Source organism: Rhodobacteraceae bacterium LMO-JJ12 (assembly GCA_021555075.1).
Classification (GTDB): domain Bacteria; phylum Pseudomonadota; class Alphaproteobacteria; order Rhodobacterales; family Rhodobacteraceae; genus JAKGBX01.
Map to the genome: position 1 here is coordinate 305,001 of JAKGBX010000002.1, position 22,227 is coordinate 327,227.

At 58.5% G+C, this 22,227-nt stretch carries 20 protein-coding genes, 1 tRNA gene, 2 rRNA genes and 2 pseudogenes (1 of these 25 cut by a window edge); 11 read left to right on the forward strand and 14 right to left on the reverse strand.

The annotated features are described in order from the left end of the window. From LZG00_13475 to LZG00_13490, 4 genes are all read left to right on the forward strand, one after another. Positions 1 to 2,708, forward strand: a 23S ribosomal RNA gene (locus LZG00_13475); it begins 720 nt to the left of the window's first position. A 90-nt stretch (positions 2,709 to 2,798) separates the two neighbouring features. After that, positions 2,799 to 2,913, forward strand: a 5S ribosomal RNA gene (gene rrf, locus LZG00_13480). Between the two features lie 230 nt (positions 2,914 to 3,143). Beyond that, positions 3,144 to 4,025, forward strand: a complete 882-nt coding sequence (locus LZG00_13485; GenBank protein ID MCF3595008.1) for a glycosyltransferase family 2 protein — start codon at positions 3,144 to 3,146, stop codon at positions 4,023 to 4,025. A 136-nt stretch (positions 4,026 to 4,161) separates the two neighbouring features. Next, positions 4,162 to 4,238, forward strand: a tRNA-Met gene (locus LZG00_13490). Between the two features lie 772 nt (positions 4,239 to 5,010). Here LZG00_13490 and LZG00_13495 read toward each other — a convergent pair. The 4 genes from LZG00_13495 to LZG00_13510 form a co-directional block, all read right to left on the reverse strand. After that, entirely contained in the window at positions 5,011 to 5,334 is a 324-nt protein-coding gene (locus tag LZG00_13495) for a recombinase family protein (GenBank protein MCF3595009.1), read from the reverse strand. A gap of 127 nt (positions 5,335 to 5,461) precedes the next feature. Next, positions 5,462 to 5,929, reverse strand: a complete 468-nt coding sequence (locus tag LZG00_13500; protein MCF3595010.1) for a recombinase family protein — start codon at positions 5,927 to 5,929, stop codon at positions 5,462 to 5,464. Continuing rightward, entirely contained in the window at positions 5,926 to 6,072 is a 147-nt protein-coding gene (locus LZG00_13505; protein ID MCF3595011.1) for a hypothetical protein, read from the reverse strand. Before LZG00_13505 ends, LZG00_13500 begins: the two co-directional genes overlap by 4 nt. A 572-nt stretch (positions 6,073 to 6,644) precedes the next feature. After that, positions 6,645 to 7,040: a hypothetical protein gene (locus LZG00_13510; GenBank protein ID MCF3595012.1), complete on the reverse strand. Its 396-nt coding sequence runs from the start codon at positions 7,038 to 7,040 to the stop codon at positions 6,645 to 6,647. A 233-nt stretch (positions 7,041 to 7,273) separates the two neighbouring features. On the opposite strand from LZG00_13510, the gene LZG00_13515 reads away from it, so the two are divergent. The 4 genes and pseudogenes from LZG00_13515 (at position 7,274) to LZG00_13530 (ending at position 9,845) form a co-directional block, all read left to right on the forward strand. After that, a complete protein-coding gene (locus LZG00_13515) occupies positions 7,274 to 7,792 on the forward strand; it encodes a hypothetical protein (GenBank protein ID MCF3595013.1) in 519 nt (172 codons plus the stop codon). Positions 7,793 to 7,918: 126 nt separating this feature from the next. Then, a pseudogene (locus tag LZG00_13520) lies at positions 7,919 to 8,577 on the forward strand (Mrp/NBP35 family ATP-binding protein). 96 nt (positions 8,578 to 8,673) lie between these two features. Further along, positions 8,674 to 9,036, forward strand: a complete 363-nt coding sequence (locus LZG00_13525; GenBank protein ID MCF3595014.1) for a DUF971 domain-containing protein — start codon at positions 8,674 to 8,676, stop codon at positions 9,034 to 9,036. Beyond that, the gene (locus LZG00_13530; protein MCF3595015.1) at positions 9,036 to 9,845 is read left to right on the forward strand and encodes a NifU family protein; all 810 of its coding nucleotides are present in this window, start codon (positions 9,036 to 9,038) and stop codon (positions 9,843 to 9,845) included. The genes LZG00_13525 and LZG00_13530 overlap by 1 nt, the downstream gene beginning before the upstream one ends. Before the next feature lie 108 nt (positions 9,846 to 9,953). Here the strand turns inward: LZG00_13530 and LZG00_13535 are convergent, their stop codons facing one another. From LZG00_13535 to LZG00_13550, 4 genes are all read right to left on the reverse strand, one after another. Continuing rightward, positions 9,954 to 10,172, reverse strand: coding sequence for a hypothetical protein (locus LZG00_13535; protein MCF3595016.1), 219 nt, complete (start codon positions 10,170 to 10,172; stop codon positions 9,954 to 9,956). Between the two features lie 4 nt (positions 10,173 to 10,176). Further along, positions 10,177 to 10,947 (reverse strand): hypothetical protein, encoded by a 771-nt coding sequence (locus LZG00_13540; GenBank protein MCF3595017.1) that lies wholly within the window; start codon positions 10,945 to 10,947, stop codon positions 10,177 to 10,179. Between the two features lie 178 nt (positions 10,948 to 11,125). Continuing rightward, positions 11,126 to 13,045 carry a cation-translocating P-type ATPase gene (locus LZG00_13545; protein ID MCF3595018.1) on the reverse strand — a complete coding sequence of 640 codons (1,920 nt, stop codon included), beginning with the start codon at positions 13,043 to 13,045 and terminating at the stop codon, positions 11,126 to 11,128. A gap of 62 nt (positions 13,046 to 13,107) precedes the next feature. Continuing rightward, on the reverse strand, positions 13,108 to 13,338 hold the full coding sequence (locus LZG00_13550; GenBank protein ID MCF3595019.1) for a cation transporter: 231 nt from the start codon (positions 13,336 to 13,338) through the stop codon (positions 13,108 to 13,110). Positions 13,339 to 13,434: 96 nt separating this feature from the next. Between LZG00_13550 and LZG00_13555 the strand changes: the two genes are divergently transcribed. Continuing rightward, positions 13,435 to 14,328, forward strand: coding sequence for a LysR family transcriptional regulator (locus LZG00_13555; GenBank protein MCF3595020.1), 894 nt, complete (start codon positions 13,435 to 13,437; stop codon positions 14,326 to 14,328). A gap of 124 nt (positions 14,329 to 14,452) precedes the next feature. Here the strand turns inward: LZG00_13555 and LZG00_13560 are convergent, their stop codons facing one another. From LZG00_13560 to LZG00_13570, 3 genes are all read right to left on the reverse strand, one after another. Further along, positions 14,453 to 15,814 carry an ATP-binding protein gene (locus LZG00_13560; protein ID MCF3595021.1) on the reverse strand — a complete coding sequence of 454 codons (1,362 nt, stop codon included), beginning with the start codon at positions 15,812 to 15,814 and terminating at the stop codon, positions 14,453 to 14,455. Next, positions 15,811 to 16,476 carry a response regulator gene (locus LZG00_13565; GenBank protein ID MCF3595022.1) on the reverse strand — a complete coding sequence of 222 codons (666 nt, stop codon included), beginning with the start codon at positions 16,474 to 16,476 and terminating at the stop codon, positions 15,811 to 15,813. Before LZG00_13565 ends, LZG00_13560 begins: the two co-directional genes overlap by 4 nt. Positions 16,477 to 16,604: 128 nt before the next feature. Beyond that, positions 16,605 to 17,078, reverse strand: a complete 474-nt coding sequence (locus tag LZG00_13570) for a hypothetical protein (GenBank protein ID MCF3595023.1) — start codon at positions 17,076 to 17,078, stop codon at positions 16,605 to 16,607. Positions 17,079 to 17,386: 308 nt separating this feature from the next. Between LZG00_13570 and LZG00_13575 the strand changes: the two genes are divergently transcribed. After that, positions 17,387 to 19,720: a heavy metal translocating P-type ATPase gene (locus LZG00_13575; GenBank protein ID MCF3595024.1), complete on the forward strand. Its 2,334-nt coding sequence runs from the start codon at positions 17,387 to 17,389 to the stop codon at positions 19,718 to 19,720. Positions 19,721 to 19,742: 22 nt separating this feature from the next. Further along, positions 19,743 to 19,940 carry a heavy-metal-associated domain-containing protein gene (locus tag LZG00_13580; protein MCF3595025.1) on the forward strand — a complete coding sequence of 66 codons (198 nt, stop codon included), beginning with the start codon at positions 19,743 to 19,745 and terminating at the stop codon, positions 19,938 to 19,940. Positions 19,941 to 20,206: 266 nt separating this feature from the next. Here the strand turns inward: LZG00_13580 and LZG00_13585 are convergent. The 3 genes and pseudogenes from LZG00_13585 to LZG00_13595 form a co-directional block, all read right to left on the reverse strand. Then, a pseudogene (locus LZG00_13585) lies at positions 20,207 to 20,681 on the reverse strand (DUF305 domain-containing protein). 257 nt (positions 20,682 to 20,938) lie between these two features. After that, the gene (locus LZG00_13590) at positions 20,939 to 21,379 is read right to left on the reverse strand and encodes a cytochrome c (protein MCF3595026.1); all 441 of its coding nucleotides are present in this window, start codon (positions 21,377 to 21,379) and stop codon (positions 20,939 to 20,941) included. Between the two features lie 102 nt (positions 21,380 to 21,481). After that, positions 21,482 to 22,207, reverse strand: a complete 726-nt coding sequence (locus LZG00_13595) for a copper-binding protein (protein MCF3595027.1) — start codon at positions 22,205 to 22,207, stop codon at positions 21,482 to 21,484. Positions 22,208 to 22,227 lie beyond the last annotated feature (20 nt).

Here is a 22,227-nt window from a genome sequence, read left to right on the forward strand (position 1 = left end):
ACAGACGTTCGAAGCGAAGCAGCGCTGAGTTATGGCGATGTGATTTTCCAGGATAAGACGATCGGCAGGGAAACCTATGTCACCTACGGCTTTGGCCGGACATATGGACCTTTTCAGCCAGTGATCGGGGCATCTGTGACCGACAGCGGCGACGCATGGGTCGGGATCGGAGCCACTTATACCGCCAATTTTGCGGCAAACAGGCTTTATGCCAAAATGTCGTTGATGCCTGGCTATTATAGCCACGGAAACGGACCGGATCTCGGCCATGACCTAGAATTTCGTTCGGGTCTTGAACTGGGGTATCGGGCCAACAATGGGATCAAGATCGGGATCAGCTATGATCATCGGTCGAATGCCGAACTTGCTTCGGTAAATCCCGGGATGGAAACCCTGCAACTCAGGGTCAGCATCCCCCTCAATTGAGGTTGTCATTAGTGTCCAGTCTTGTGACGGCGTACCTTTTGTATAATGGGTCATCGACTTGGTCTATCTAGCAAGCTTAAGCCGTTAGGTGTAGGCGCAGCGAAAGCGAGTCTTAATAGGGCGAATGAGTTAGATGGATCAGACCCGAAACCGAGTGATCTAGGCATGGCCAGGTTGAAGGTGCAGTAACATGCACTGGAGGACCGAACCCACATCTGTTGAAAAAGATCGGGATGAGCTGTGCCTAGGGGTGAAAGGCCAATCAAACTCGGAGATAGCTGGTTCTCTGCGAAATCTATTTAGGTAGAGCGTCATCCGAATACCCTCGGGGGTAGAGCACTGGATGGGTAATGGGGCCCCACAGGCTTACTGATCCTAACCAAACTCCGAATACCGAGGAGTACTAGATGGCAGACACACTGCGGATGCTAACGTCCGTAGTGAAGAGGGAAACAACCCTGACCTCCAGCTAAGGCCCCTAATTCATGGCTAAGTGGGAAAGCAGGTGGGACGACCAAAACAACCAGGAAGTTGGCTTAGAAGCAGCCATCTTTTAAAGATAGCGTAACAGCTCACTGGTCTAAATAAGTTGTCCTGCGGCGAAGATGTAACGGGGCTCAAGCCATGAGCCGAAGCTGAGGATGCCGTAAGGCATGGTAGCAGAGCGTAGTGTGACATAACTCCTATCCTCTTTAGCGCCCTTCGGGGTGTCATGGAGGACAAGGAGTTTTCTGTGAAGCCGGCGCGTGAGCGATCCGGTGGAGAGATCACTAGCGAGAATGATGACATGAGTAGCGACAAACAGGGTGAGAGACCCTGTCGCCGAAAGTCCAAGGGTTCCTGCTTAAAGCTAATCTGAGCAGGGTAAGCCGACCCCTAAGGCGAGGCCGAAAGGCGTAGTCGATGGGAACCAGGTTAATATTCCTGGGCCAGGAAGAAGTGACGGATCTCGAGGGTAGTTCATCCTTATTGGATTGAATGGGCTGCTTAGAGGTTCCTGGAAATAGCTCTTCCGCTAGATCGTACCCTAAACCGACACAGGTGGACTGGTAGAGAATACCAAGGCGCTTGAGAGAACTATGTTGAAGGAACTCGGCAAAATACCTCCGTAAGTTCGCGAGAAGGAGGCCCGGTTTCTACGCAAGTATTGACTGGGGGCACAAACCAGGGGGTGGCGACTGTTTACTAAAAACACAGGGCTCTGCGAAGTCGCAAGACGACGTATAGGGTCTGACGCCTGCCCGGTGCCTGAAGGTTAAAAGGAGGGGTGAGAGCTCTGAATTGAAGCCCAGGTAAACGGCGGCCGTAACTATAACGGTCCTAAGGTAGCGAAATTCCTTGTCGGGTAAGTTCCGACCTGCACGAATGGCGTAACGACTTCCCCGCTGTCTCCAACATAGACTCAGCGAAATTGAATTACCTGTCAAGATGCAGGTTTCCCGCGGTTAGACGGAAAGACCCCGTGCACCTTTACTACAGCTTCACACTGGCATTAGGCCGAACATGTGCAGAATAGGTGGTAGACTTTGAAGCAGGAACGCTAGTTTCTGTGGAGTCACCTTTGAGATACCACCCTTGTTCTGCTTGATGTCTAACCGCGGTCCGTTATCCGGATCCGGGACCCTGTGTGGCGGGTAGTTTGACTGGGGCGGTCGCCTCCTAAAGCGTAACGGAGGCGCGCGAAGGTTGGCTCAGAGCGGTCGGAAATCGCTCGTTGAGTGCAATGGCAGAAGCCAGCCTGACTGCAAGACTGACAAGTCGAGCAGAGTCGAAAGACGGCCATAGTGATCCGGTGGTCCCGAGTGGAAGGGCCATCGCTCAACGGATAAAAGGTACGCCGGGGATAACAGGCTGATACTGCCCAAGAGTCCATATCGACGGCAGTGTTTGGCACCTCGATGTCGGCTCATCTCATCCTGGGGCTGGAGCAGGTCCCAAGGGTACGGCTGTTCGCCGTTTAAAGAGGTACGTGAGCTGGGTTTAGAACGTCGTGAGACAGTTCGGTCCCTATCTGCCGTGGGTGTAGGATACTTGAGAGGAGTTGCCCCTAGTACGAGAGGACCGGGGTGAACGATCCACTGGTGTACCAGTTGTTCCGCCAGGAGCAGTGCTGGGTAGCTATGATCGGACAGGATAACCGCTGAAGGCATCTAAGCGGGAAGCCCCCCTCAAAACAAGGTATCCCTGAGGACCGAGGTAGACCACCTCGTCAATAGGCCAGAGATGTAAGCGTAGTAATACGTTCAGTTGACTGGTACTAATCGTCCGATAGGCTTGATTTGATCCAGTAGAAGACAGATTTTCTACTCGGCTAATCAAAAGCATACACTTAAAACAGTCGTAGTTGACTTGGAATACAGAGGTTTTTTCGGTTTGGTGGTCATAGCGCAAGCAAAACACCCAGCCCCATCCCGAACCTGGCCGTTAAGTGCTGTAGCGCCGATGGTACTGCGTCTTAAGACGTGGGAGAGTAGGACACTGCCAAACCTAAAAAGCCTCTGTGCGAAACCTCAGGTTTCGTTGATATCTCTCTAACGATGATTTCTGCACAATTCTGGTTTCAAGCACGCTTAGCAGGCGTGCATTTTGCTGAGTCCTCTTGGTAACACTCGTTCCCAGGGCCTCGGCCATATGCTTGACGGTCATCCCGATTGCGTGGATTCTGTGCGAAAAAGTAAGCAAAATCAGATATATCGAGGCAGAGGCGGAACCGAGGCATGAGCATTGCGGCAGTAACGATGGTATGGAACGACAATTGGTTCCTGCGCCGCTGGATATCGTACTATGGCCCAATTCTTGGCGAGAGAAACCTCTATGTCGTCAGCCATGGGCGCGACGACAGCCTGAACGAGATCGTGGGCGAAGCGAATGTGATCGAACTCCCGCGTAATCCCGATGACATTTCCTTTGATACGCGCCGCTGGGGTTTCTTGTCGTCTTATACGTCGGCGTTGACCCGCTATCATGACGCGGTGATCTGTCTTGACGTTGACGAGCTTTTGGTTCCGTCCGGCCCCGAGAAATCCTTGCCCGAGGTGATTGCGGCGTTTGGCTGCGATGCACCGCGCGTGGTGCCGGGCTTTGAGCTTTTTCCAGAAGAGAATGACGCCAAACTTGTTGACGGTGCCGACAGGATCGCGCCCCATATGGAGGGCGCGCTTTTCTCGCCGTTCTACAGCAAAGCTGGCATCGCGATGCGTCCGGTTGAATTCTTTCCCGGCGCTCATGGCATGATGGACGAGCCTGCGAAATATTGTCCTGATCTGGTGTTGATGCATCTTCGCTATGCAAATTTAAACGAGTTGAAACGGCGCAACAGCGAGCGTCTAATAATTTCTGAACGCGTGGCTGATGACCGCAAGGAATACCTGGAAGAAGGCAAGCCCTTTGCCACATGGCGCAACGCTGACAAGATTACGCGCCGCGCATTTCGCAGTTTTCGCAAGGCGCGGCAGGTGGAATGGGATGACATGCTGAACACGGTTGCTACAGAATTGGAGCGATTACGAGTACGGCGCGGTCGGGTTCACAAATTTCTCAACAAGCGTTATGAACCGCTTCGTGCGCCACTACCCGACTGGATGGTGACGCAGTTCTGAGGCGTTCTAAGATGCCGCAATTTGATGCTTTGCATGGTTCTGTCCGAAGCTCTGAAAAGAGTATCGGAAAATACCGAATACTTCGTCTACGCCCCTTGCGGCCCTTCGTGTGGTGCGATAACACGTCGGATATTGGCGCGGGGTGGAGCAGCCCGGTAGCTCGTCAGGCTCATAACCTGAAGGTCGTAGGTTCAAATCCTACCCCCGCAACCACCGAAATCTGACTCAGATGCGATAAGGCCTCCTTCGGGAGGCCTTTCGTCATTTTGTGGGGGCCATGCAACAAGATCCGGGAAACATCTCCCCGGATCTCGATTGCCATACCATCGCGGGCATCCTCGTCGGCAAATAGCCGCACTTCGCCCAAAAGTGACTTGAGCAAAGTGTTGGCCGCCACCATCTGATTATTCCCGGTCAACAGGTGTTCGAGACGCTCCACTTGCCGGCGGTAGATTTCCTCAAGTTCTGCAGCCGTCGGCAGTTTTGTGCACTCCGCCGAAGCCGGATTCTCTGATATTTCGGCACGCAACTCGTCACGTTCCGCTTCACGGGACGTCAGTCGTGCCAGAAGTGATTCACCAGCCTCATCGCTCTCAAGTCGGTCCAGCAGCCTTTCAATAGCGGCTTCCGTCCAGTTTAGGCGCCTCTGAAGTGAAGCGAGGCGAGCATCGGCTTCGATGCGATCATGTGAGAGCATTTCCGTCACCTCTTTTGCAAATTGTGCGGTGAAAATTGGGGTAATCAAACCCTGGCGAAGCCGGGCAAGCACACGCGCTTCGAGGCGGTCACGTGTGATCGTTCGGCTATTGCTGCACTCGTGCTTGCCCTGTGATTTTCGCGTGTAGCAGCCATACCGCCCCTTCGCGACGAGTGTGAAGCCACCTTCACAACAGCCGCATTTGACGAGACCATTCAGGAGGTAACGAGCCCTATGACTGCCATTTAGAGGTGCCGTTTTTCCGGCATATTTCGCATGCGTGCGCTCCTACCGGTCTTGAACCGTGTTCCAAACATCGTCAGATACGATTGCGGGAGCGGGTGCTTCGCCATAGATGATATCGTCAACATCAGCCGGTCGTGAAATGCGGTTTCCAGTTTCGGAATCGCGCGCAAATCGATTGCGCCCGTATACGATAATGCCCACATATGCTTCGTTGCGCAGCATTCCATCGCGCTTCTTTGCATTTCCTCTAATTGTGCTGTCGTTGCATTTGCCGCCGGACGGTGAAGGAATGCCATCCTTGTTGAGCTGCGCAGCAATCTGGCGCGGCGAGAGTCCATCTGCGTAGTCGTCGAAGATACGGCGCACAACTTCGGCTCGTTCCGGAACAATTTCCCGGTTCAGTTCCTTTTTGTTAGCGACGACGCGGTAGCCGTATGCAAGACCGGCAGCGACTCGACCGTCGCGGGTCTGACCCTTCTGTCCTCGGCGAACTTTATCCGCTGTTTCCCTCGACTAATGTTCTGCGATCGCACCCAAAAAAGGGTACTACTTTCCAATCAAATTTGCCTCCATTGGACGCATAGAGATCGACGCCGTGGCCTTCAAACCAGTCGGCAAGGACACTGATGTCAGCGGCACGCCTCCCGATTCTCTCGATCCCCTCGACGATCACTCCGGATATATCGCCTTCGGCGACGCGATCTTTCATAGATGAGACACCCGGTCGAGAACGCAGAAGCGAGCGCCCGCTCAATGCATGATCCGAATATTCGCCAACAATTTCAAAGCCGAGCCTTTTTGCCGTTTCACGGCCAAGTGCGAGTTGATGCTCGCAGGATTGATCATTTTGTTTGTCGGTCGAATACCGTGCATACAGGACCACCTTCAGCTGACCCTTGCTGGAATTGCGTTGAGAGGGAGCGGCGGCGGCGCGACGCGCCTTGCGGTTCGGAGTATTCATCGCGAGCTTTCCTTCCGAGTCCTGGCAACATAAGCTTTTGCGATCACTGAAACGAGATTCGACAGTGTGATTTCTACCGATTTTTCACCTCCTGGATTGTCGTTCGCGGCGGTGAGGGTAGTCTTATTGGGCTGATTGTTCATGCCGAGATTTCCTCAATTTTCTCAGATTGCCGTGTTTGGTGGCTACCTGATGCGGTTTCACAGACGCCGAATTGGTGTCTGATGAGGAAGTGCAATCGGATCTGACGGAGCAGCCGGATGTTTGATTAAGGTTCGATATCTCGAAGGTCAAAGCCACCAAATCTTCGGATCAAACACGGCCATGCGGGCGTTATAATCTTAGCCTTCGGTGGCGGATTGCTATCTGTGCCGAGAATGGTTTTCCCTCTCAATCCTTTGACAGGCCAGCCCCGTGCTGGCGGAGATACCCCTGCGTGTCGGCAGTCGCGTCGTAGCGGGCCTGGTCAATGTTGACGATGGTGTTGAGCATGATGGTCTCCCTTTGCATGCGTGATCGGTATTGGTGCCTGTTTCATCGGCGTCATGATCCGTGCATTGCAGGAACGGTTTTGGCGTGTGGGTGTCTCCTTGTTCTGGTGCTGGGGATGTTGGTCGTTCTTTCTCGGAACGAAGGAAAAATCTGCAGGCTGGCACCCTTTTTGTACGGAGGGATGGCCGCACCTCGGCCGAGGAGCCGGGGCGCGGCCTTAACATCAAGCAGCACGCCCGTCCGAGGCGGGGAAGATGTCGGCGCCGCGCAGGGCGTCGTCAAGCCCATCCGCCAGCAGACAGATGTCGTCGACCATGGGTTCTGACGGGTCGATCATGGCGAAGCAGGCGGCCTCCACACGGTTATCGTCGTGGACGTTCCTAAGTGTGAGGATGTCGAGCAGGTCGAACATCCTGGTCCGAAGTCGGCGGGTGATGGCCATTTGGTTGGCAAGACCGTCGAGAATCTCGCGAACAATACAGGCTCCTTTCCCGCCTGCGAGAAGGGCGGCACTGTTGGCAAGGTCCTCCGAGTGTTCCGAGAGAAAACGGCATAGGCCGATATCGCGGTTAGGCTGAGCATTTGTGTGCGTTTCCGCAGTGATCTTTCCGTGGTACATGACACCTCCTGTAATTTGTTAGGCAGTCCGGGTTTCGTCCCGGTCAAGTTGGAGGCCGATGTCATTTGTGCCCGCTTCGGATCGGCGCATCTTTCCAGGATTGATGCGCTTGTCGGTGTGGGCGGTCGGTTTGCCTTTCCTTGCAAAAATTCTTCGCATTTCGTCTCGATCGAACTTGATATTGGCCAGTTCTGTCAGGGACGAAGAAAATAATTCACTGAGACGCCAATTTTGTGAAGCCGACTGCGCGGCATGATTGCCCCTACGGCCTTTCGCCCTTAGGCTGCCGCAAAATAGAAACTATCGGCAGGCCATCATGCTCACAGGCACCATCCGCTCTCAAATCGATCAGATCTGGAACGCTTTCTGGTCCGGCGGCGTTCTTCAGCTATTCCGACAACTACCTGACGGGTGATCATCGACAATCCCAAAACGATGGTGGCCGGACGGTCGGATTTCTCTCCAGAGTCGACGCTGTGCACCAGAACAGGGTCTGCACCGACGCCAGTCGTACCGCGCCGATGACTGAAGAGACGACCCGAGATGTCACCAGCGCAGCACCGAAGGAACAGCTCGAAGATGCCCGAGAAGTGAGGAAGAGCTGTGGATTCAGGGATATTCCGATTATCAGTTCAGGCGTCGACCCGCCCAGTATCTTGAGTGCCCGCAACGCTCTTCAAAATCTCTGGCAGGTGATTCAGCAAGAAGAATACTTGTGGTCCAATCATCTGGTGAATCTTGGCTGCCGTTGAAAATATGTGGGAAAAACAATCATGTCCGATCCACTAGACTCGACCAATACCGATGCAACCGCGCCGCGCCGCGAATCCGTATCGGATGGGTCGCGCTCCGGGCCCCATGGGAATCTGGGACGTATGATAGCGATCGCAAGCGGCAAGGGCGGGGTGGGCAAGTCCACAGTTACTGCCAACCTTGCGGTGATGCTGGCGCAACGCGGCCTGCGTATCGGGCTGGTGGATGCCGATCTCTACGGCCCCTCGATTCCTGGCATGCTTGGCATCTTCGCCGACAAGCCTCCGGCGATGACGCCCGAAAAAAGGTAATTCCCGCCGAGGCGCACGGAGTCAAGGTGATCTCGATGGGAATGCTCACCGGCGATGATGAACCGGCAATCCTGCGGGGCCCGATGGTGACAAAATATCTGCGGATGTTCATCACGCAGGTGGAATGGGGCGAGTTGGATATCTTGCTGCTCGATCTGCCGCCGGGCACAGGCGATACGCAACTGACGCTGGCGCAGGCGTTTCCTTTGACTGGTGCCGTCGTTGTTTCCACGCCCCAGGATGTCAGCCTCAAGATCGCGCGGCGCGGATTGCGGATGCTGGAAAAAGTAAACGTGCCAATCCTCGGGATTATCGAAAACATGAGCGGCTTTACCTGCCCTTCCTGCGGCGAGGTCACGCATATTTTCCATAAAGGCGGGGGCGAGCTTATCGCAGACAGTCTCGCTGTACCCTATCTTGGCGCCATCCCTCTTGATCCGGCGATTGTCGATGGTGGTGACAGCGGCGTGCCGTTGGTGGCGACCGCGACAGACAGCCCGGCGGCGCGGGCTTACGCCGCTATTGCCGATGTGCTGATCGGAGGTACGGGACAAGACGCCGGTTTGCAGGTGCCGTTCGACTGGAACATCGCGACGGGAGCCGGTCATCCTGCACCAGCACCGGAAGGCACCGCGACGGACCGGCCGCTGGCATTGGATTATGACGCTACGGGCCTGACGATAAGATGGTCCGATACGGTCCAGAAGATCGACCCGCGTGACCTGCGACTGTCCTGCCGTTGCGCGGTTTGCCGCGATGAAGTGAGCGGCAGGCCGCTTCTGAACCCGGACACACTTCCACTGGATGTGGCCCCGACCAGGATCTGGAGCGTCGGCAACTACGCGCTCGGTGTGGCCTTTAGCGATGGGCATAATTCGGGGATTTATAGCTATCCCGCACTGCGCGAGATCTATTCACAATTGACGGTGTGATGCATGTGCAGGTGACGGGCGAGACGATCCTTGTGACGCGCGCAACCGGCCACGATTGGCAGGTGCTCAAAGGTCCCATCGCCGCAGCGATCCGTGCGGTTCTGGACAGCACCGACCAGCCACTCGGAGACGGAGCGGCGACACCAGCCACCGCAAAACGCGACGCAAAGCTTTTGGCTGCAATCAGCGAATTGCTCGACGCCAAGACAAACCCTTCGATTGCAAGCCATGGCGGCCATGTCAGCGCCGAGAGCGTGGAGAACGGCATCGTTCATCTGCGAATGGCGGGCGGCTGCCAGGGCTGCGCCGCCTCGGCGGTGACGCTCCGCCAAGGGGTCGAGACAATGTTGCGCGCCGCCTTGCCGACAATCCGCGAGATTGTGGATGTGACCGATCACGCCAGCGGGCAGACGCCGTTTTACGGTGACAAACCGGGGCAAAGCCCGGTGTTCAGGCGTCTGGTTCCGGCTGACGTCCTTGCCTGGGAGGAAGGTCAACTGAGGATCGCGCCGACCTATGTCGCGCCACGTCTTGGGCTGAAACCGGAAGATTTGCAGGCCGGATTCTCGCGCGGCGAGATCGTCATGGAGACCGGTCCTGGCCCCCAATCCGAGGCGACTCGCGTGATCGTGCGCGGGCCTACCTTGAGGACCTGTCGATCGAGGAGGTGCCAATTGCTTATGGGCGTCTGGCACGCAAATTGGGGATGTTCGCGCCGGGCTCGATCCGCAAGATCACTGACGCGCTGGAGGTCACGATGCGCGAGGATTGCGAGGCAGACAGGCCGTTTGTCGCGGCGCGTGTCGTAGGCCGTGGCCCTGAACGGCTCCCCGGCAATGGGTTCTTTGACCTAGCTGACGCTCTGGGGCGGGGGCCGCATTCGGGCGAGACAAAGCAGGCCTTTCACCAAAGGCTTCTCACGAGCAGCTTTGGTCCGGATTGACTTGATAGAAAGACGCAACGCGCGTCTTGGCGGTCAGGTCCGAAAACCGCGGCATGATCTCATCATCCGCGCCGCCCTGCATCCTCCAGCGCCAATGTGCGTGGTGCGCGGGAGCCTCGACAGTCAATGAACGCCCCTCGGGAAACCAGAAATCGAGAACACCATCCCATTCCTGACGACTCGTGATGGCCATCATATCAACTCCAAATGATTGTGGAAATCGTCATCACCCATGTTCCTTTCAGGACCCATGGACAAATATCACTGATACGCAGAAGATCGGACACTCTCGCGATTGTAATAACGGCCGCATAGAACGACCAGTGCGCGAAGTAGGAATAGGCCAGCCCGTTAGGGACCTTCAACATCAGGTAGGGGAAAACCAGACCAAACAGGCTGGCCACAAAGGAAAATATTACTACATAGCCGACAGGCGCTCCACCAAACAGCAGAAGCAAATGGCTGGCACCGAACAATGCGGCGCAGGTGACGGAAATTCTCTGGAAACTGTACCCAAGCGATGCAAGCGACAACACAAGGGCTGCCACCAGCAACTGCTGAAAAAGAATATCCACAGATTTCGGAAGGAAATACCAAGGATTCGCATATGGGAGCTCACGCGGGAAAACGCCTGGTGGTGGTACAAACGGTGGCAACGCCGGTACTATATAACCTACAAAAAGCACGGCTCCGACAAAGAATACTGTCCAGACTGTTGCGCTCATTATCCGGTTGTCAAACGCGCCCCAACGCGATCTTTCTTGCCATGTTGAATAGAGCGGTGTGAAAAGGACCACGCAGAGGCCAACCCAATAGAAATAGTAAAGCGCAACCGCCATGCTGTTTTCATTATAGCCCGGGGTAACTCCCAGACGGGGCAGCAGGAGATAGTAGCCGAGATCCGATAGCACCCAGATGAAGCCAATCAGTGCGATGGGGCTGTTTCGTATTTTGGTCATCAACGACATTAACCTTCCGATCAATTACCGATGTCCGCCTCGACAAATTTCATTGCCATATCTGCGCAAGGGCAAACCAGCCGTAGGTATTCGGGCGAGAGCAAGATAGCGGGCTTATAAGCCACGCTCCACCAAGCGAATAGCCCGCGCCACAAAGGCGCGGGCGCTTTTCGTTTCTGTCAATACCTTACGCCGCAACGCGCTCGACCTTGGCCTCGATGGGTCTGGCCTTGGCCGCCTTCGGCACCCGCAGCAGGCGCATGCCGTTGAGGATAACGATCAGCACCGAAAGTTGGTGAACCAGCATGCCGCCCGCCATGTGGATGGTGCCGCTGTAGACCCCGAACAGCAACCCGATCACGGTCAGCACGGCGATGACGAGGTTCTGACGCATGTTGGTCAGCGTGGCGCGCGAGATTTCCATCGCCTCGGCGATCTTGCCGAGATCGTCGGTCATCAGCGCGATATCCGCCGTCTCGATGGCGATGTCGCTGCCCGACGCCCCCATTGCGATGCTGATGTCGGCCGCCGCCAGGGCGGGCGCGTCGTTGATGCCGTCGCCCACCATCGCCACGTGCTGACCCTCGGCGCGCATCTTGCGGATCCGCTCCAGCTTGTCGTCGGGCAGCATCGCGGCATGCACCTCGTCGACGCCGACCGCTGCTGCAATCGCCTCGGCTGCCGGGCGTTGGTCGCCGGTCAGCATCACCACCCGGTTGACCCCGAGCGCGTGCAGGCGGTCGATCATCGGCCTGGCGCTGGCGCGCGGCATGTCGGCCAGCCCCAGCAGACCGACGACTTCGCCATTGCGCGCAACGATCACCACGGTGTGGCCCAGCCCATGGAGCCGGGCAATGTCCGCTTTGGCCGCGTCGTCAAAAGCGATCTTCAGGTGATCGAACAGACGATGGCTGCCGACGGCGATCTCAAAGCCGTCATGGCGCGCAACCAGGCCCATACCGGCGATTTCCTCAAGTGAGTCAGCGGTGGGCAGGTGGCCCTGCTTGCGCGCGGCCTCGATGATCGGGCGGCCGAGCGGGTGGTTCGACCCGGTCTCGGCGATGCCCGCCCAGAGCAGAACATCGGCCTCGCTTTGGCCCGCCAGCGCCACAACCTCGGCCAGACGCGGCTGACCTTCGGTCAACGTGCCGGTCTTGTCGAGCGCCAGCGTATTGATGCGCCCGGCGTTCTCCAGATGCTCGCCGCCCTTGATCAGGATGCCGGCGCGGGCCGCGCGACCGATTCCTGCGACCACCGATACCGGGGTCGAGATGACCAGGGCACCGGGGCAGCTGACCACCAGCAAGGTCAGCGCCAGTTCGACGTTGCGCGTGACGATGTAGCTGACCACCGCCATCACGAACACGACCGGCGTATACCAGCGCCCGAAACTCTCGATCATCCGCTGCGCCGGGGCCTTGGCCTCTTGCGCCTCTTCAACGCGGGTGATGATCCGCGCCAGCGTGGTGTCACCGCCGACGCCGGTTGCGCGCAGATGCAGCAGGCCGTTTTCGGCCAGGGTTCCGGCAAAGACCTTGGATCCCGGGGCCTTTTCGGCCGGGATCGGCTCGCCGGTGATCGAGGCCTCGTTGACCGCCGCGGTGCCCTCAACCACCTCGCCATCGACCGGCAGGCGCTCACCGGCCCTGACCAGAACTGTTTCGCCAAGTTGCACCTCATGGGCGACAACCTCAATCGTCTCGCCGTTACGCAACACGGTCGCCGTGACAGGTGCGGCGTCGATCAGCGCCTTGAGCGCACCGCGGGTGCGGCTCATGGTGCGGGTTTCCAGCCAGGCCCCGAGCATGAACAGGAAGGTCACGGCAGCGGATTCCCAGTGGTTGTTGATGAACAGCGCGCCGACAGCGGCGACGATGACCAGCAATTCGATGCTGAGATGGCGCAAGCGCAGCGAGGCCCATGCCCGAAGCGCGATGTCATAGCCGGCCAGCACCGCGGCAATCGTCATCAGCGGCGTCCAGGGGGCGGCCAGCCCGAAGCCATACCAGACGACCAGTGCGAGGGTGATGAACAACCCGCTGGCGATGGTCAGCCATTTGCGCCGATCAGCGGGGTGTCTGTAGATATCCATGATTGCGGAAAACATGTGCTTTCTCCTTGCGTGATAACCCCCACCGCTTGGGGGCAGAGGGGTGGAATGAACGAGGGTCAGAATGCCGAAGGTTTGGCGGTATAACCGGTCTTGGCGATGGAATTCACCAAGGCGGCCACGTCGCTGAGCGCCGGGTCATGCTCGACCTCGATCCGCCCGCTGGCGAACTTCACCTCGGCCTTCTCCACGCCGGGCAGTGCCAGCAGCGCACTCTCGATTTTCGGCACGCAGGAAGGACAGGAAAGCTCGTCGCTGCGCAGTTTGGTGCGGATTGTCGAATTGGTCATGGCGTGATCCTTTCATGTGAACGTCATTGCGTCTGACCCCAATATGGCTACACACTCAGCGCACAGTGAGTGGCCAAAACAGAAAGGCGACCTTGCATGAATGCACAGCTTGCGAATTGGGACGATCTGCGGGTGTTTCTGGCCGTGGCGCGCGCGGGCAGCCTCTCGGGGGCGGCACGCCGCCTTGGCGTCAACCATTCCACGGTGTTCCGCCGGATTGCCGGGCTCGAGGAAACGCTGGGGGTGCGGCTGTTCGAGCGCCTGGCGACCGGCTATGCCCTGACCCCGGCGGGCGAGGAAACCCTTGGCATCGTCGAGTGCATCGAGGCCGATGTCGCCACCCTTGACCGCACCGTCACCGGCCAGGATCTGCGCCTCAGCGGCACCGTGCGGATCACCGCGACCGACATGCTCGCCTTTTGGCTGCTGCCGGATCTCCTTCGCCAGTTTCGGGAGAGCTATCCGGGGATCGAGGTGGAAATCGTGGTGGGCAACGAGACGCTCAACCTGTCGCGGCGCGAAACCGATATCGCCCTGCGGATCGGCAACACCCCGCCCGAAACACTGGTGGGGCGGCGCGTCGGTCGTCTGGATTTCGCGATCTACGGCGCGCCGGATTATTGCGCCGCCCACACCGACACCGATCTCGCGCAGCACGACTGGATCGGGTTTGACAGCGCCCACGCGCCCCTGACCCGCCAGCTCGAAAAGCTCGTGCCCGGTCTGTGCCCGACCGTGCGCTCGAACTCGGTGGCCTGCGCCGTGCGGCTGGCCAAGGCCGGGCTTGGCCTTGCGGTGCTGCCCTGCGCCATCGCCGATCAGAAGCGCGACCTGACCCGCGTCGCCGAACTGCCTGACAACTTAGGCCTTGACCTGTGGTTGCTGACCCACGAAGACCTGCGCCACACCGCCCGCATCCGCGCCGTGCTGGATTTCATGACGCCCGCGCTGGCTGAAAGCCTGAAGGGAGGCAAGGTTTCCGACATGTGACCGGAACCCTTCCATCAGCGCAAACAATCACGGGATCAGGTTGGAGGCCGCGCCGCGTACCAGATTTTTCACCTTGATTCCCCGATAGACAACCTCGAAGCCACAGCAGATGTGCCTAAGGTGCTCAGGTTGGCAATTCCACGGGGCCTACGTGCTGCAGCGTGACGATGACGGCAAACGTACCCTTGCCTGTTCCGCCCTCGAAACTGACGGTTCCGCCGTGCAACTCGGCAATCCGCAAGACAATCGAGAGCCCGAGGCCGCACCCCTGCCGCCCGCTCCCCGCCACACGGTAAAATCTGTCAAACACCCTGTCCTGCAAGTCCGGGGGAATGCCGGGTCCGCTGTCGGTGATCCGAAGAATGACGGTCTGATCGGAGGTCTCAACAGAGGCCGTCACCTCGCCGCCCCTGGGGGTGTAGCGAACCGCATTATCAAGCAGATTGCGAAGCATGATGCGAAGAAGATCAGCGTTCCCGCTCACAACCGCCAGATCGGAAAGCATGTCAGCCGCCCCCAGATCGATACCATCGGCTCCCGCCTTGGGCGCTATTGCCGCAACGCATTCGATTACCAAATCTGATAGGTTCACCGGCTCGGTGACACCGACGATCGCATCCCGATCCAACCGCGATAGCACAAGCAGTTGTTCCACCAGGCGTGCGCCCCGATCGGCACCTTCGATCACCCCGACAAGTGCCGAAGCGCAGTTGTCCGCATCCCGCTCCAACCGGGCAACCTGGGCATGGGTCTTGATCGCGGCGAGCGGGGTGCGCAACTCATGCGCGGCATCGGTGGCAAAATGGCGTTCGCGTTCAAGAAGCACGGCGATCCGTCCGAACAACCGGTCAAGCGCCTCAAGAAGCGGGCGGATTTCATCGGGTGCGTCGTCGACACCGATTGGCCGCATGTCATCGGGGCTGCGCCATTCGACCACCGAGGTGACGTTTCGCAACGGTCGCAGCCCCCAACCCACCGACAGCCAGATCAACCCTCCGAGCAGCGGAATTGCGACCCAGAGCGGATGCAGGATGTGAACTGCAACGAGGTCGGCGAACTTCCCCTTCACATCATGGCGCAGCGCCACCTCGACTGAGCGCCCTTCGCCATCTGATGTTCCGAACACGCGCCAGATCTGACTATCGGCGGCGGCATCGTGAAACCCTGATTGCCAACGGTCCGTTGGAAAACCCGGCGACGCCACCGTCTCGCGCGCCGCCCCGCCTGCGCCAGCATGGACACGGAAGGCGATTATATGATCTGCATCGGCCTCCGGTTGATGCAGCATCGCTTCATTCAGATCGTCCGGCGGCAGGCGGTCGAGCAGAACAAGCAGGAGATCGGCCGATTGTACAAGATGGGTGTCCAGCATCTCGTCAATCAGTTGTCTTGTATCGAGATAGGTAAAGAATGCCGTGGCCAGCCAGGCGGCAATGATGCTGCCGCCGAGAATCACCAGCAACCGTTGGCGCAGCGAACGGATCATCTGTCGCCTACCGCGATGATATAGCCGACGCCACGGATGGTGCGAATGAGTTCCGCATAAAGCTTCCGGCGCAGGTTGTGGATGTAGACTTCGATCGTGTTGCTGCCGATCTCCTCGCCCCAGCCATAAAGGCTGTCTTCCAGCTGGCTGCGGGTGCGCACCCGCCCTGCATTCATCATCAGTTCCTGCAAGGTGGCGAATTCACGCGCGGACAACTCCACCTTTTGGCCGTCCAGAAACACCGCATGGCTGGCCAAATCGAGCGCGACCCTGCCATGCTGCAGAAGCGGGCCCGCCGCACCCTTTGAGCGGCGCAGCAGGGCGCGCAGCCGCGCCTGAAGCTCGGCCAGTTCGAACGGTTTGATCAGGTAATCGTCACCCCCCGCATCAAGCCCGGAAACGCGGTCGGCAAGAGTGTCTCGGGCGGTCAAGACGAGGACAGGGGTTGGGTCCTTCGATACACGCAGCCGCCTGAGCAATGTCAGCCCGTTGATGCCCGGCAATCCGAGGTCGAGGACGACGGCGTCATAGGAATTGGTGTGCAACGCTGCTTCGCCATCAAGACCGTCGACGACCCAGTCGACCGCCCAACCGGCTTGGGCAAGCCCTGTGGACACGCCCTTGCCCAGAAGGGTATCGTCTTCGACCAACAGAATGCGCATCGTCCCAACGAACCTCAATTTTCTACAATTTCATACCGTCATAACACTGAACGTCAGAACCGGTACCGAGACAAGTGCGGGCCGCGATCTCTTGCGGCCCGTGGGTCTTGTGGCTCTGATCGCCCGGATCAATCCAGCGGCTGCCAACCGGGATGCTCGAAATGCTCGCCATAGGCATTGAGGGCCTGCACGATCATCACCGCGCCCGCGCGGGGCTCGCTCCCGGCCTCCATGTCGGATGCACCTTCGATGACCTGTCCGAGAACGCTGTGCAGTTGCTCATCGACCTCTGGCTCCAATACGCAGTTCTCGATCATGAAGTTGGTCTGCTCCATCACCGTAGCAGCCAGCGACTTATAATCTTCAGCCGGGAGGCGATCTTCGTGGATCGCGGCAAGCTGTCCGGCGAGCGCATTGCGAATGGCATCCATACCTTTGTGCATGTTGTCGTCGCCTTGCCATTTCTCACCTGCATTCAGCGACAAGGCAAGCTCGCTTGCGCCATGTCCCTGATGAGAACTGCTCTGTGCGAAGCCGGGGGCGGCAGCAAGGGAAAGTGCAATCCCGAACAACGCCGGTGCGATATATTTGACAGTAAACATTTCAGGTCTCCTTTTAAGATCCTTTTTGGCATCTCGATGGACGCGCTGGATCCTGTCTGAGCACTGTTCCTTAAACGCCGCTTAAAGCGATGGTCCAAAACCTGTATTACTCGGGATTTTATCAAACCTCTTCGCAGTGTGAGCTTCGATTTCGCCCTAAGAAGTCGTTCCAAGGCTCGCGAGGTTCTGTTCGAGCCTGTGTTGCGCATTGGACCTGTGAGAGCGAATACGGGCATCACGAAAGGAGCTTGACCCTCCAGTAACTGGATAGCTTAGACGGAAATAAATCAGAAGAAAGTTGGCAGGACATGGAACATGATCATTCGCACGCAAAGTCGAGCATTCCGGAGGGAGCCGAAACGGCTAAGGACCCGGTCTGCGGCATGACAGTCGCGCTTGGGCCCGACACGCTTCACGCGGAGTTTCAGGACGAGACCTTCCATTTCTGCTCCGAGAACTGTCATGTCAGGTTCAAGGCCGATCCGTGGTTCTACGCCTCGGGGCGGGCCGCCGGGCAAAAGAAAACCGCTCCGGCCGACGCGCAGTACACCTGCCCGATGCACCCCGAGATCGTCCGCGATGTGCCGGGGGACTGCCCGATCTGCGGCATGGCGCTGGAGCCAATCATGCCCTCGGAAGAGCCCAGTGAGGAACTGAACGACTTCACCCGCCGGATGTGGATCTCGTCTGTGGCAGCGGTGCCGCTTATCATCCTGGCGATGGGTGAAATGGTCGCCCTGCCGGTGCGCGACTGGATCGGGCATCAGACGGCCAGCTATCTGGAGTTTGTGCTGGCAACGCCGATCGTGCTCTGGGCGGCCTTGCCGTTCTTCAAGCGTGGCTGGGAGTCGGTGCTGAACCGCTCGCCCAACATGTGGACCCTGATCAGCCTCGGCGTGGCGGCGGCCTATCTCTATTCGCTGGTCGCGACATTCCTGCCCGGCGTGTTTCCGGAACAATACCGGACGGGTGAAGCTGTCGGCAACTATTTCGAGGCGGCGGTGGTGATCGTGACGCTGGTCTTTGTCGGGCAGGTGTTGGAGTTGCGCGCCCGCGAACGCACCGGCGACGCGATCCGCGCATTGCTGGACCTCGCGCCCAAGATCGCGCGACGGATCCTGCCCGATGGCACCGAATATGACGCACCGCTGGAACACATCATGGAGGGCGACCGGCTGCGGGTGCGCCCCGGCGATGCCGTGCCGGTGGATGGCGTGGTGATCGAGGGGCGATCCAGCCTCGATGAAAGCATGCTGACGGGCGAGTCGATGCCGGTGGAAAAGGGGCCGGGCGATGCGGTGACCGGGGCCACAATAAACCATAACGGCAGCCTCGTGATCGAGGCGGGCAAGGTGGGTGCCGACACCGTGCTGGCGCAGATCGTAGCCATGGTGTCGAATGCGCGCCGCTCCCGTGCGCCGATTCAGGGGCTGGCTGACCGGGTCTCGGCGATCTTCGTCCCGACCGTGGTGGCGGTCGCGATTATCGCATTCGCCGTCTGGATGATCTTCGGACCGGAACCGGCACTGGTCTTTGCCATCGCCTCGGCGGTCTCGGTTCTGATCATCGCCTGCCCCTGTGCGCTTGGGTTGGCGACGCCGATCTCGATCACCACGGCGGCGGGGCGCGGGGCGCAGGCCGGGGTGTTGATCAAGGATGCCGAGGCGCTGGAGCGTATGGCAGCCGTTGATATGCTGATCGTCGACAAGACCGGGACGCTGACCATGGGCAAGCCGAAGCTGACCGATACCGTCGTGCTTGGGGGACTGCCGCAAGCCGACCTCTTGTCCCTTGCCGCTGCGCTGGAGCGTGGCTCGGAGCACCCGCTGGCCGAGGCGATTGTCGAGGGGGCTGAAGCGCAAGGTGCGGCGCGGCAGGAGGCGACGGATTTCGAGGCGATCACCGGCAAGGGCGTGCGCGGCAAGGTCAATGGGCGCACAGTGGCGCTCGGCAATAGCGCGATGATGCAAGAGATGGGGTTGGATACCGCCACAGCGGAGGCAGAGGCCGACGCCCTGCGCGCGATGGGCAAGACGGCGATGTTCATTGCGGTCGATGGTGCGCTTGCCGGCATCGTGGCGGTTGCCGACCCGATCAAGGACAGCAGCGCAGAGGCGATCAAGGAGCTACATGCACAGGGGCTGCGTATCATCATGGCGACCGGCGACAATGAACGGACGGGTCAGGCGGTAGCGAGCAAGCTCGGCATCGACGAGGTGCGCGCGGGCGTGTTGCCCGAGGCCAAGAAAGACCTGATCGACCAGTTGCGAACCAAGGGCCACAAGATCGCGATGGCGGGTGACGGGGTGAACGATGCCCCCGCGCTGGCCGCAGCCGACGTCGGCATCGCCATGGGCACCGGCGCCGACGTGGCGATGGAAAGCGCCGGCATCACCCTGCTGGGCGGCGACCTGATGGGCATCGTGCGGGCGCGCAAACTGGCGCGCGCCACGCTGCGCAACATCAAGCAGAACCTGTTCTTTGCCTTCGCCTACAATGCGCTCGGGGTGCCTATTGCGGCCGGGCTGCTATATCCCGTGACCGGGTTGCTGCTGTCGCCGATGATCGCCGCGGCGGCGATGAGCCTGTCTTCGGTGTCGGTCATCACCAACGCCCTGCGCCTGCGGCGGCTTGATCTATAGGCAATTTCAATAGGAGATAAGCATGAAGAGCTTCCACATCCCCGACATGAGTTGCGGCCATTGTAAGTCAACGGTCGAGAATACGATCCATGCTTTGGACCCGGAGGCGCGGGTTGAATTCGACATGCAAGCGCGTCAGATCACACTGGACACCATGGTCGAAGCGATGATCGTGCAGGCGGCTTTGGCCGCAGCTGGATACCCAGCCACAGCAGCCTGATGCCATGGCCCGATCGAACTCCGACCTTGTTCACTCGGACTAAAGCGGGGGCTGGCATCGGTGGGTCAGCGGAATCTGATGTCCTATGTCCTAAAGGATGTCAGTGATCTCAACCTTGCGCGGCACGTCCGTGACCGCTGGTGGTCCTGAACCGTGAAACTGGATACCTGATTGCCATCCAAACTGGAGGAATGGAATTCCGCCGCAGTTCTGCCCATGGCTCGTTGCCGGCGTGCCTATTCGACCTTCTGTCGTGGTGTCTCCGGGGCAGCATCACCATTGGCCTCGATATCGCTGATGTAGCGCTTCATCTCGGCAATCTCGCCGCGCTGTGCTTCGATGATCGCATCGGCCAGTGCGCGCACCCGCGGATCAGAAATATCGGCCCGCTCGCTGGTCAGGATGGCAATGGAGTGGTGCGGGATCATCGCGCGCATCCACGCGAGATCTTCCACACTCTCCTGACTTCGAACAACTCTCCTGACTTCGAACAAGCCACAGCGACACGCCGAAGGTAACGATGGCCCCGGCAAAGATCGCGATGTTGGCTTTTCGGTTGGAATACATACCCAACATGAAGGCGAGCATGATCACCGCCATAGCTGCGCCCATGTAGAGCGCCATTCACATCCGGGTCTGCGAGAAAAAGACCTGATCCAGCGCATAGGTATTTAGATACATCAGCCCGAACATCACGACTGTCGATGTTGCCATCATCGCCGCAAACCGACCGCATCCCATTCCGCCGCCTTCATTTTTGCCTTTTGACGTGTGTTGATCCATGGCGTTTCCTTCCTCCTTGCCAAAGGCATACGCCCCATAGGTATCAACCCAGCTAAATGGGGAATTGTTCCATCAGCGGCTTTCCGTAGCGAGCTAAGAGAAGGAAAACAAACAGAGGACGTTCGATCGGCTTGCCCGTCTCGAAGGACATGAAGTCAGAGGGCAGCGAGGTACGGCTGTCGCATCGAAGACGGCCGCACCATGCTTTCACGCGGCTAATGGATGCCGTTTTCGCGTTGGAGGGCGCGCACATAGGCGACGATGTTAAGCACGTCGCCTTGGGTGACACCCTTGACCGGCGGCATATTGCCGAATTTCCAGTGATGGGCCCGCACTCCGTTTTTCGCGGCCAGAACGAATGCCATGTCGCCATGGTGGTTGGGTTCGTAAAACCTGTGCACCAACGGGGGTGCAACACCCTGCTGGCCTTGCGCATTAACACCGTGGCAGGCGGCGCAAACCGCATCAAAGGCCTGCTTTCCGGTCTGCTCTTGTTCGCCAAGGGATTCAGGCACTGCAACGGCGACAATCGCATCCCCCTGAAGGATAGCGGTATTCGCGCTGCTGGCACCCATGGTGGTTTCGCCCCGCTGCATGACATACCATGCACCTGCAACCAACACGATCACAGCCAGCAATATTGTACCCCGTCTCATCCTTCTCGCTCCTTCGTCTACGATTTTTCATTGATTGGGCATCATCTTCATGGTCGTGCCCGGAGGGGGCGCTGACACGCATCGGCGCCCCCAAAAGGTTGTTTACTTCAATGTTGTCACGGTCAGCTTGCCCTTGACCCGGTCAGCGACAAACTCGATGTCCTGGCCTTCTGACATCCGTGCGATTATCGCCTCGTCGGCGCGAAACACCATTGTCATCGCGGCCATATCAAGGTTGACCAGCGGGCCGTGAATGATGGTTACCTTGCCTGCCTTGGCGTCGATCTTCTTGATCTTGCCGGTGGTGTATACGACATCCGCCTGTGCCATCTTTTCACCCACGGTAATCGGCCCGTGCATGCCGGATTCGTAATGACCCGGGATCAGGCAGGCGAACTCGAAGGTGCCGGCATTGGTGAAGGTCCAGATCACCTCGCCAGACCCACCCTCATCAAGACGGACGGAGTTGGGGTCATCATGCTCCATATCCATTTTCGCCATCGCTTTCCCGTGCTCGGCATTGCCCTCCATCGTGTCAATTACGAATTCATGCTCCAACTCACCCTTGTTCATGACGTTGAAACGGATGGTCTCGCCCGGTTCAATCTCAAGCGAAGCGGGCTCAAAGATCATCTCGCTGTCGTCGGTTTCACGCATGATGACGTCAATCGTGCGGTCCACCTTGGCGGGATCACCCGGCATGCCGATCATCATTTCGGCATGTTCGCTTGCATGGTCGTCATCATGACCGCCCTTGTGGGCGCCCGCCGCGAAGGCCGGTGTGGACAGTGTGACTGCCAGAATGGTTGTCAAAAGAAGATTTTTCATCAGTGTTTTTCCTGTGGTTT

Coding starts and splice junctions, on each gene's coding strand:
- LZG00_13485 (MCF3595008.1), top strand. CDS start 3,144: ATGAGCATTGCGGCAGTAACGATGGTATGGAACGACAATTGGTTCCTG.
- LZG00_13500 (MCF3595010.1), bottom strand. CDS start 5,929: ATGAATACTCCGAACCGCAAGGCGCGTCGCGCCGCCGCCGCTCCCTCT.
- LZG00_13505 (MCF3595011.1), bottom strand. CDS start 6,072: ATGAACAATCAGCCCAATAAGACTACCCTCACCGCCGCGAACGACAAT.
- LZG00_13510 (MCF3595012.1), bottom strand. CDS start 7,040: ATGTACCACGGAAAGATCACTGCGGAAACGCACACAAATGCTCAGCCT.
- LZG00_13530 (MCF3595015.1), top strand. CDS start 9,036: ATGCATGTGCAGGTGACGGGCGAGACGATCCTTGTGACGCGCGCAACC.
- LZG00_13535 (MCF3595016.1), bottom strand. CDS start 10,172: ATGGCCATCACGAGTCGTCAGGAATGGGATGGTGTTCTCGATTTCTGG.
- LZG00_13540 (MCF3595017.1), bottom strand. CDS start 10,947: ATGTCGTTGATGACCAAAATACGAAACAGCCCCATCGCACTGATTGGC.
- LZG00_13545 (MCF3595018.1), bottom strand. CDS start 13,045: ATGTTTTCCGCAATCATGGATATCTACAGACACCCCGCTGATCGGCGC.
- LZG00_13550 (MCF3595019.1), bottom strand. CDS start 13,338: ATGACCAATTCGACAATCCGCACCAAACTGCGCAGCGACGAGCTTTCC.
- LZG00_13555 (MCF3595020.1), top strand. CDS start 13,435: ATGAATGCACAGCTTGCGAATTGGGACGATCTGCGGGTGTTTCTGGCC.
- LZG00_13560 (MCF3595021.1), bottom strand. CDS start 15,814: ATGATCCGTTCGCTGCGCCAACGGTTGCTGGTGATTCTCGGCGGCAGC.
- LZG00_13565 (MCF3595022.1), bottom strand. CDS start 16,476: ATGCGCATTCTGTTGGTCGAAGACGATACCCTTCTGGGCAAGGGCGTG.
- LZG00_13570 (MCF3595023.1), bottom strand. CDS start 17,078: ATGTTTACTGTCAAATATATCGCACCGGCGTTGTTCGGGATTGCACTT.
- LZG00_13575 (MCF3595024.1), top strand. CDS start 17,387: ATGGAACATGATCATTCGCACGCAAAGTCGAGCATTCCGGAGGGAGCC.
- LZG00_13580 (MCF3595025.1), top strand. CDS start 19,743: ATGAAGAGCTTCCACATCCCCGACATGAGTTGCGGCCATTGTAAGTCA.
- LZG00_13590 (MCF3595026.1), bottom strand. CDS start 21,379: ATGAGACGGGGTACAATATTGCTGGCTGTGATCGTGTTGGTTGCAGGT.
- LZG00_13595 (MCF3595027.1), bottom strand. CDS start 22,207: ATGAAAAATCTTCTTTTGACAACCATTCTGGCAGTCACACTGTCCACA.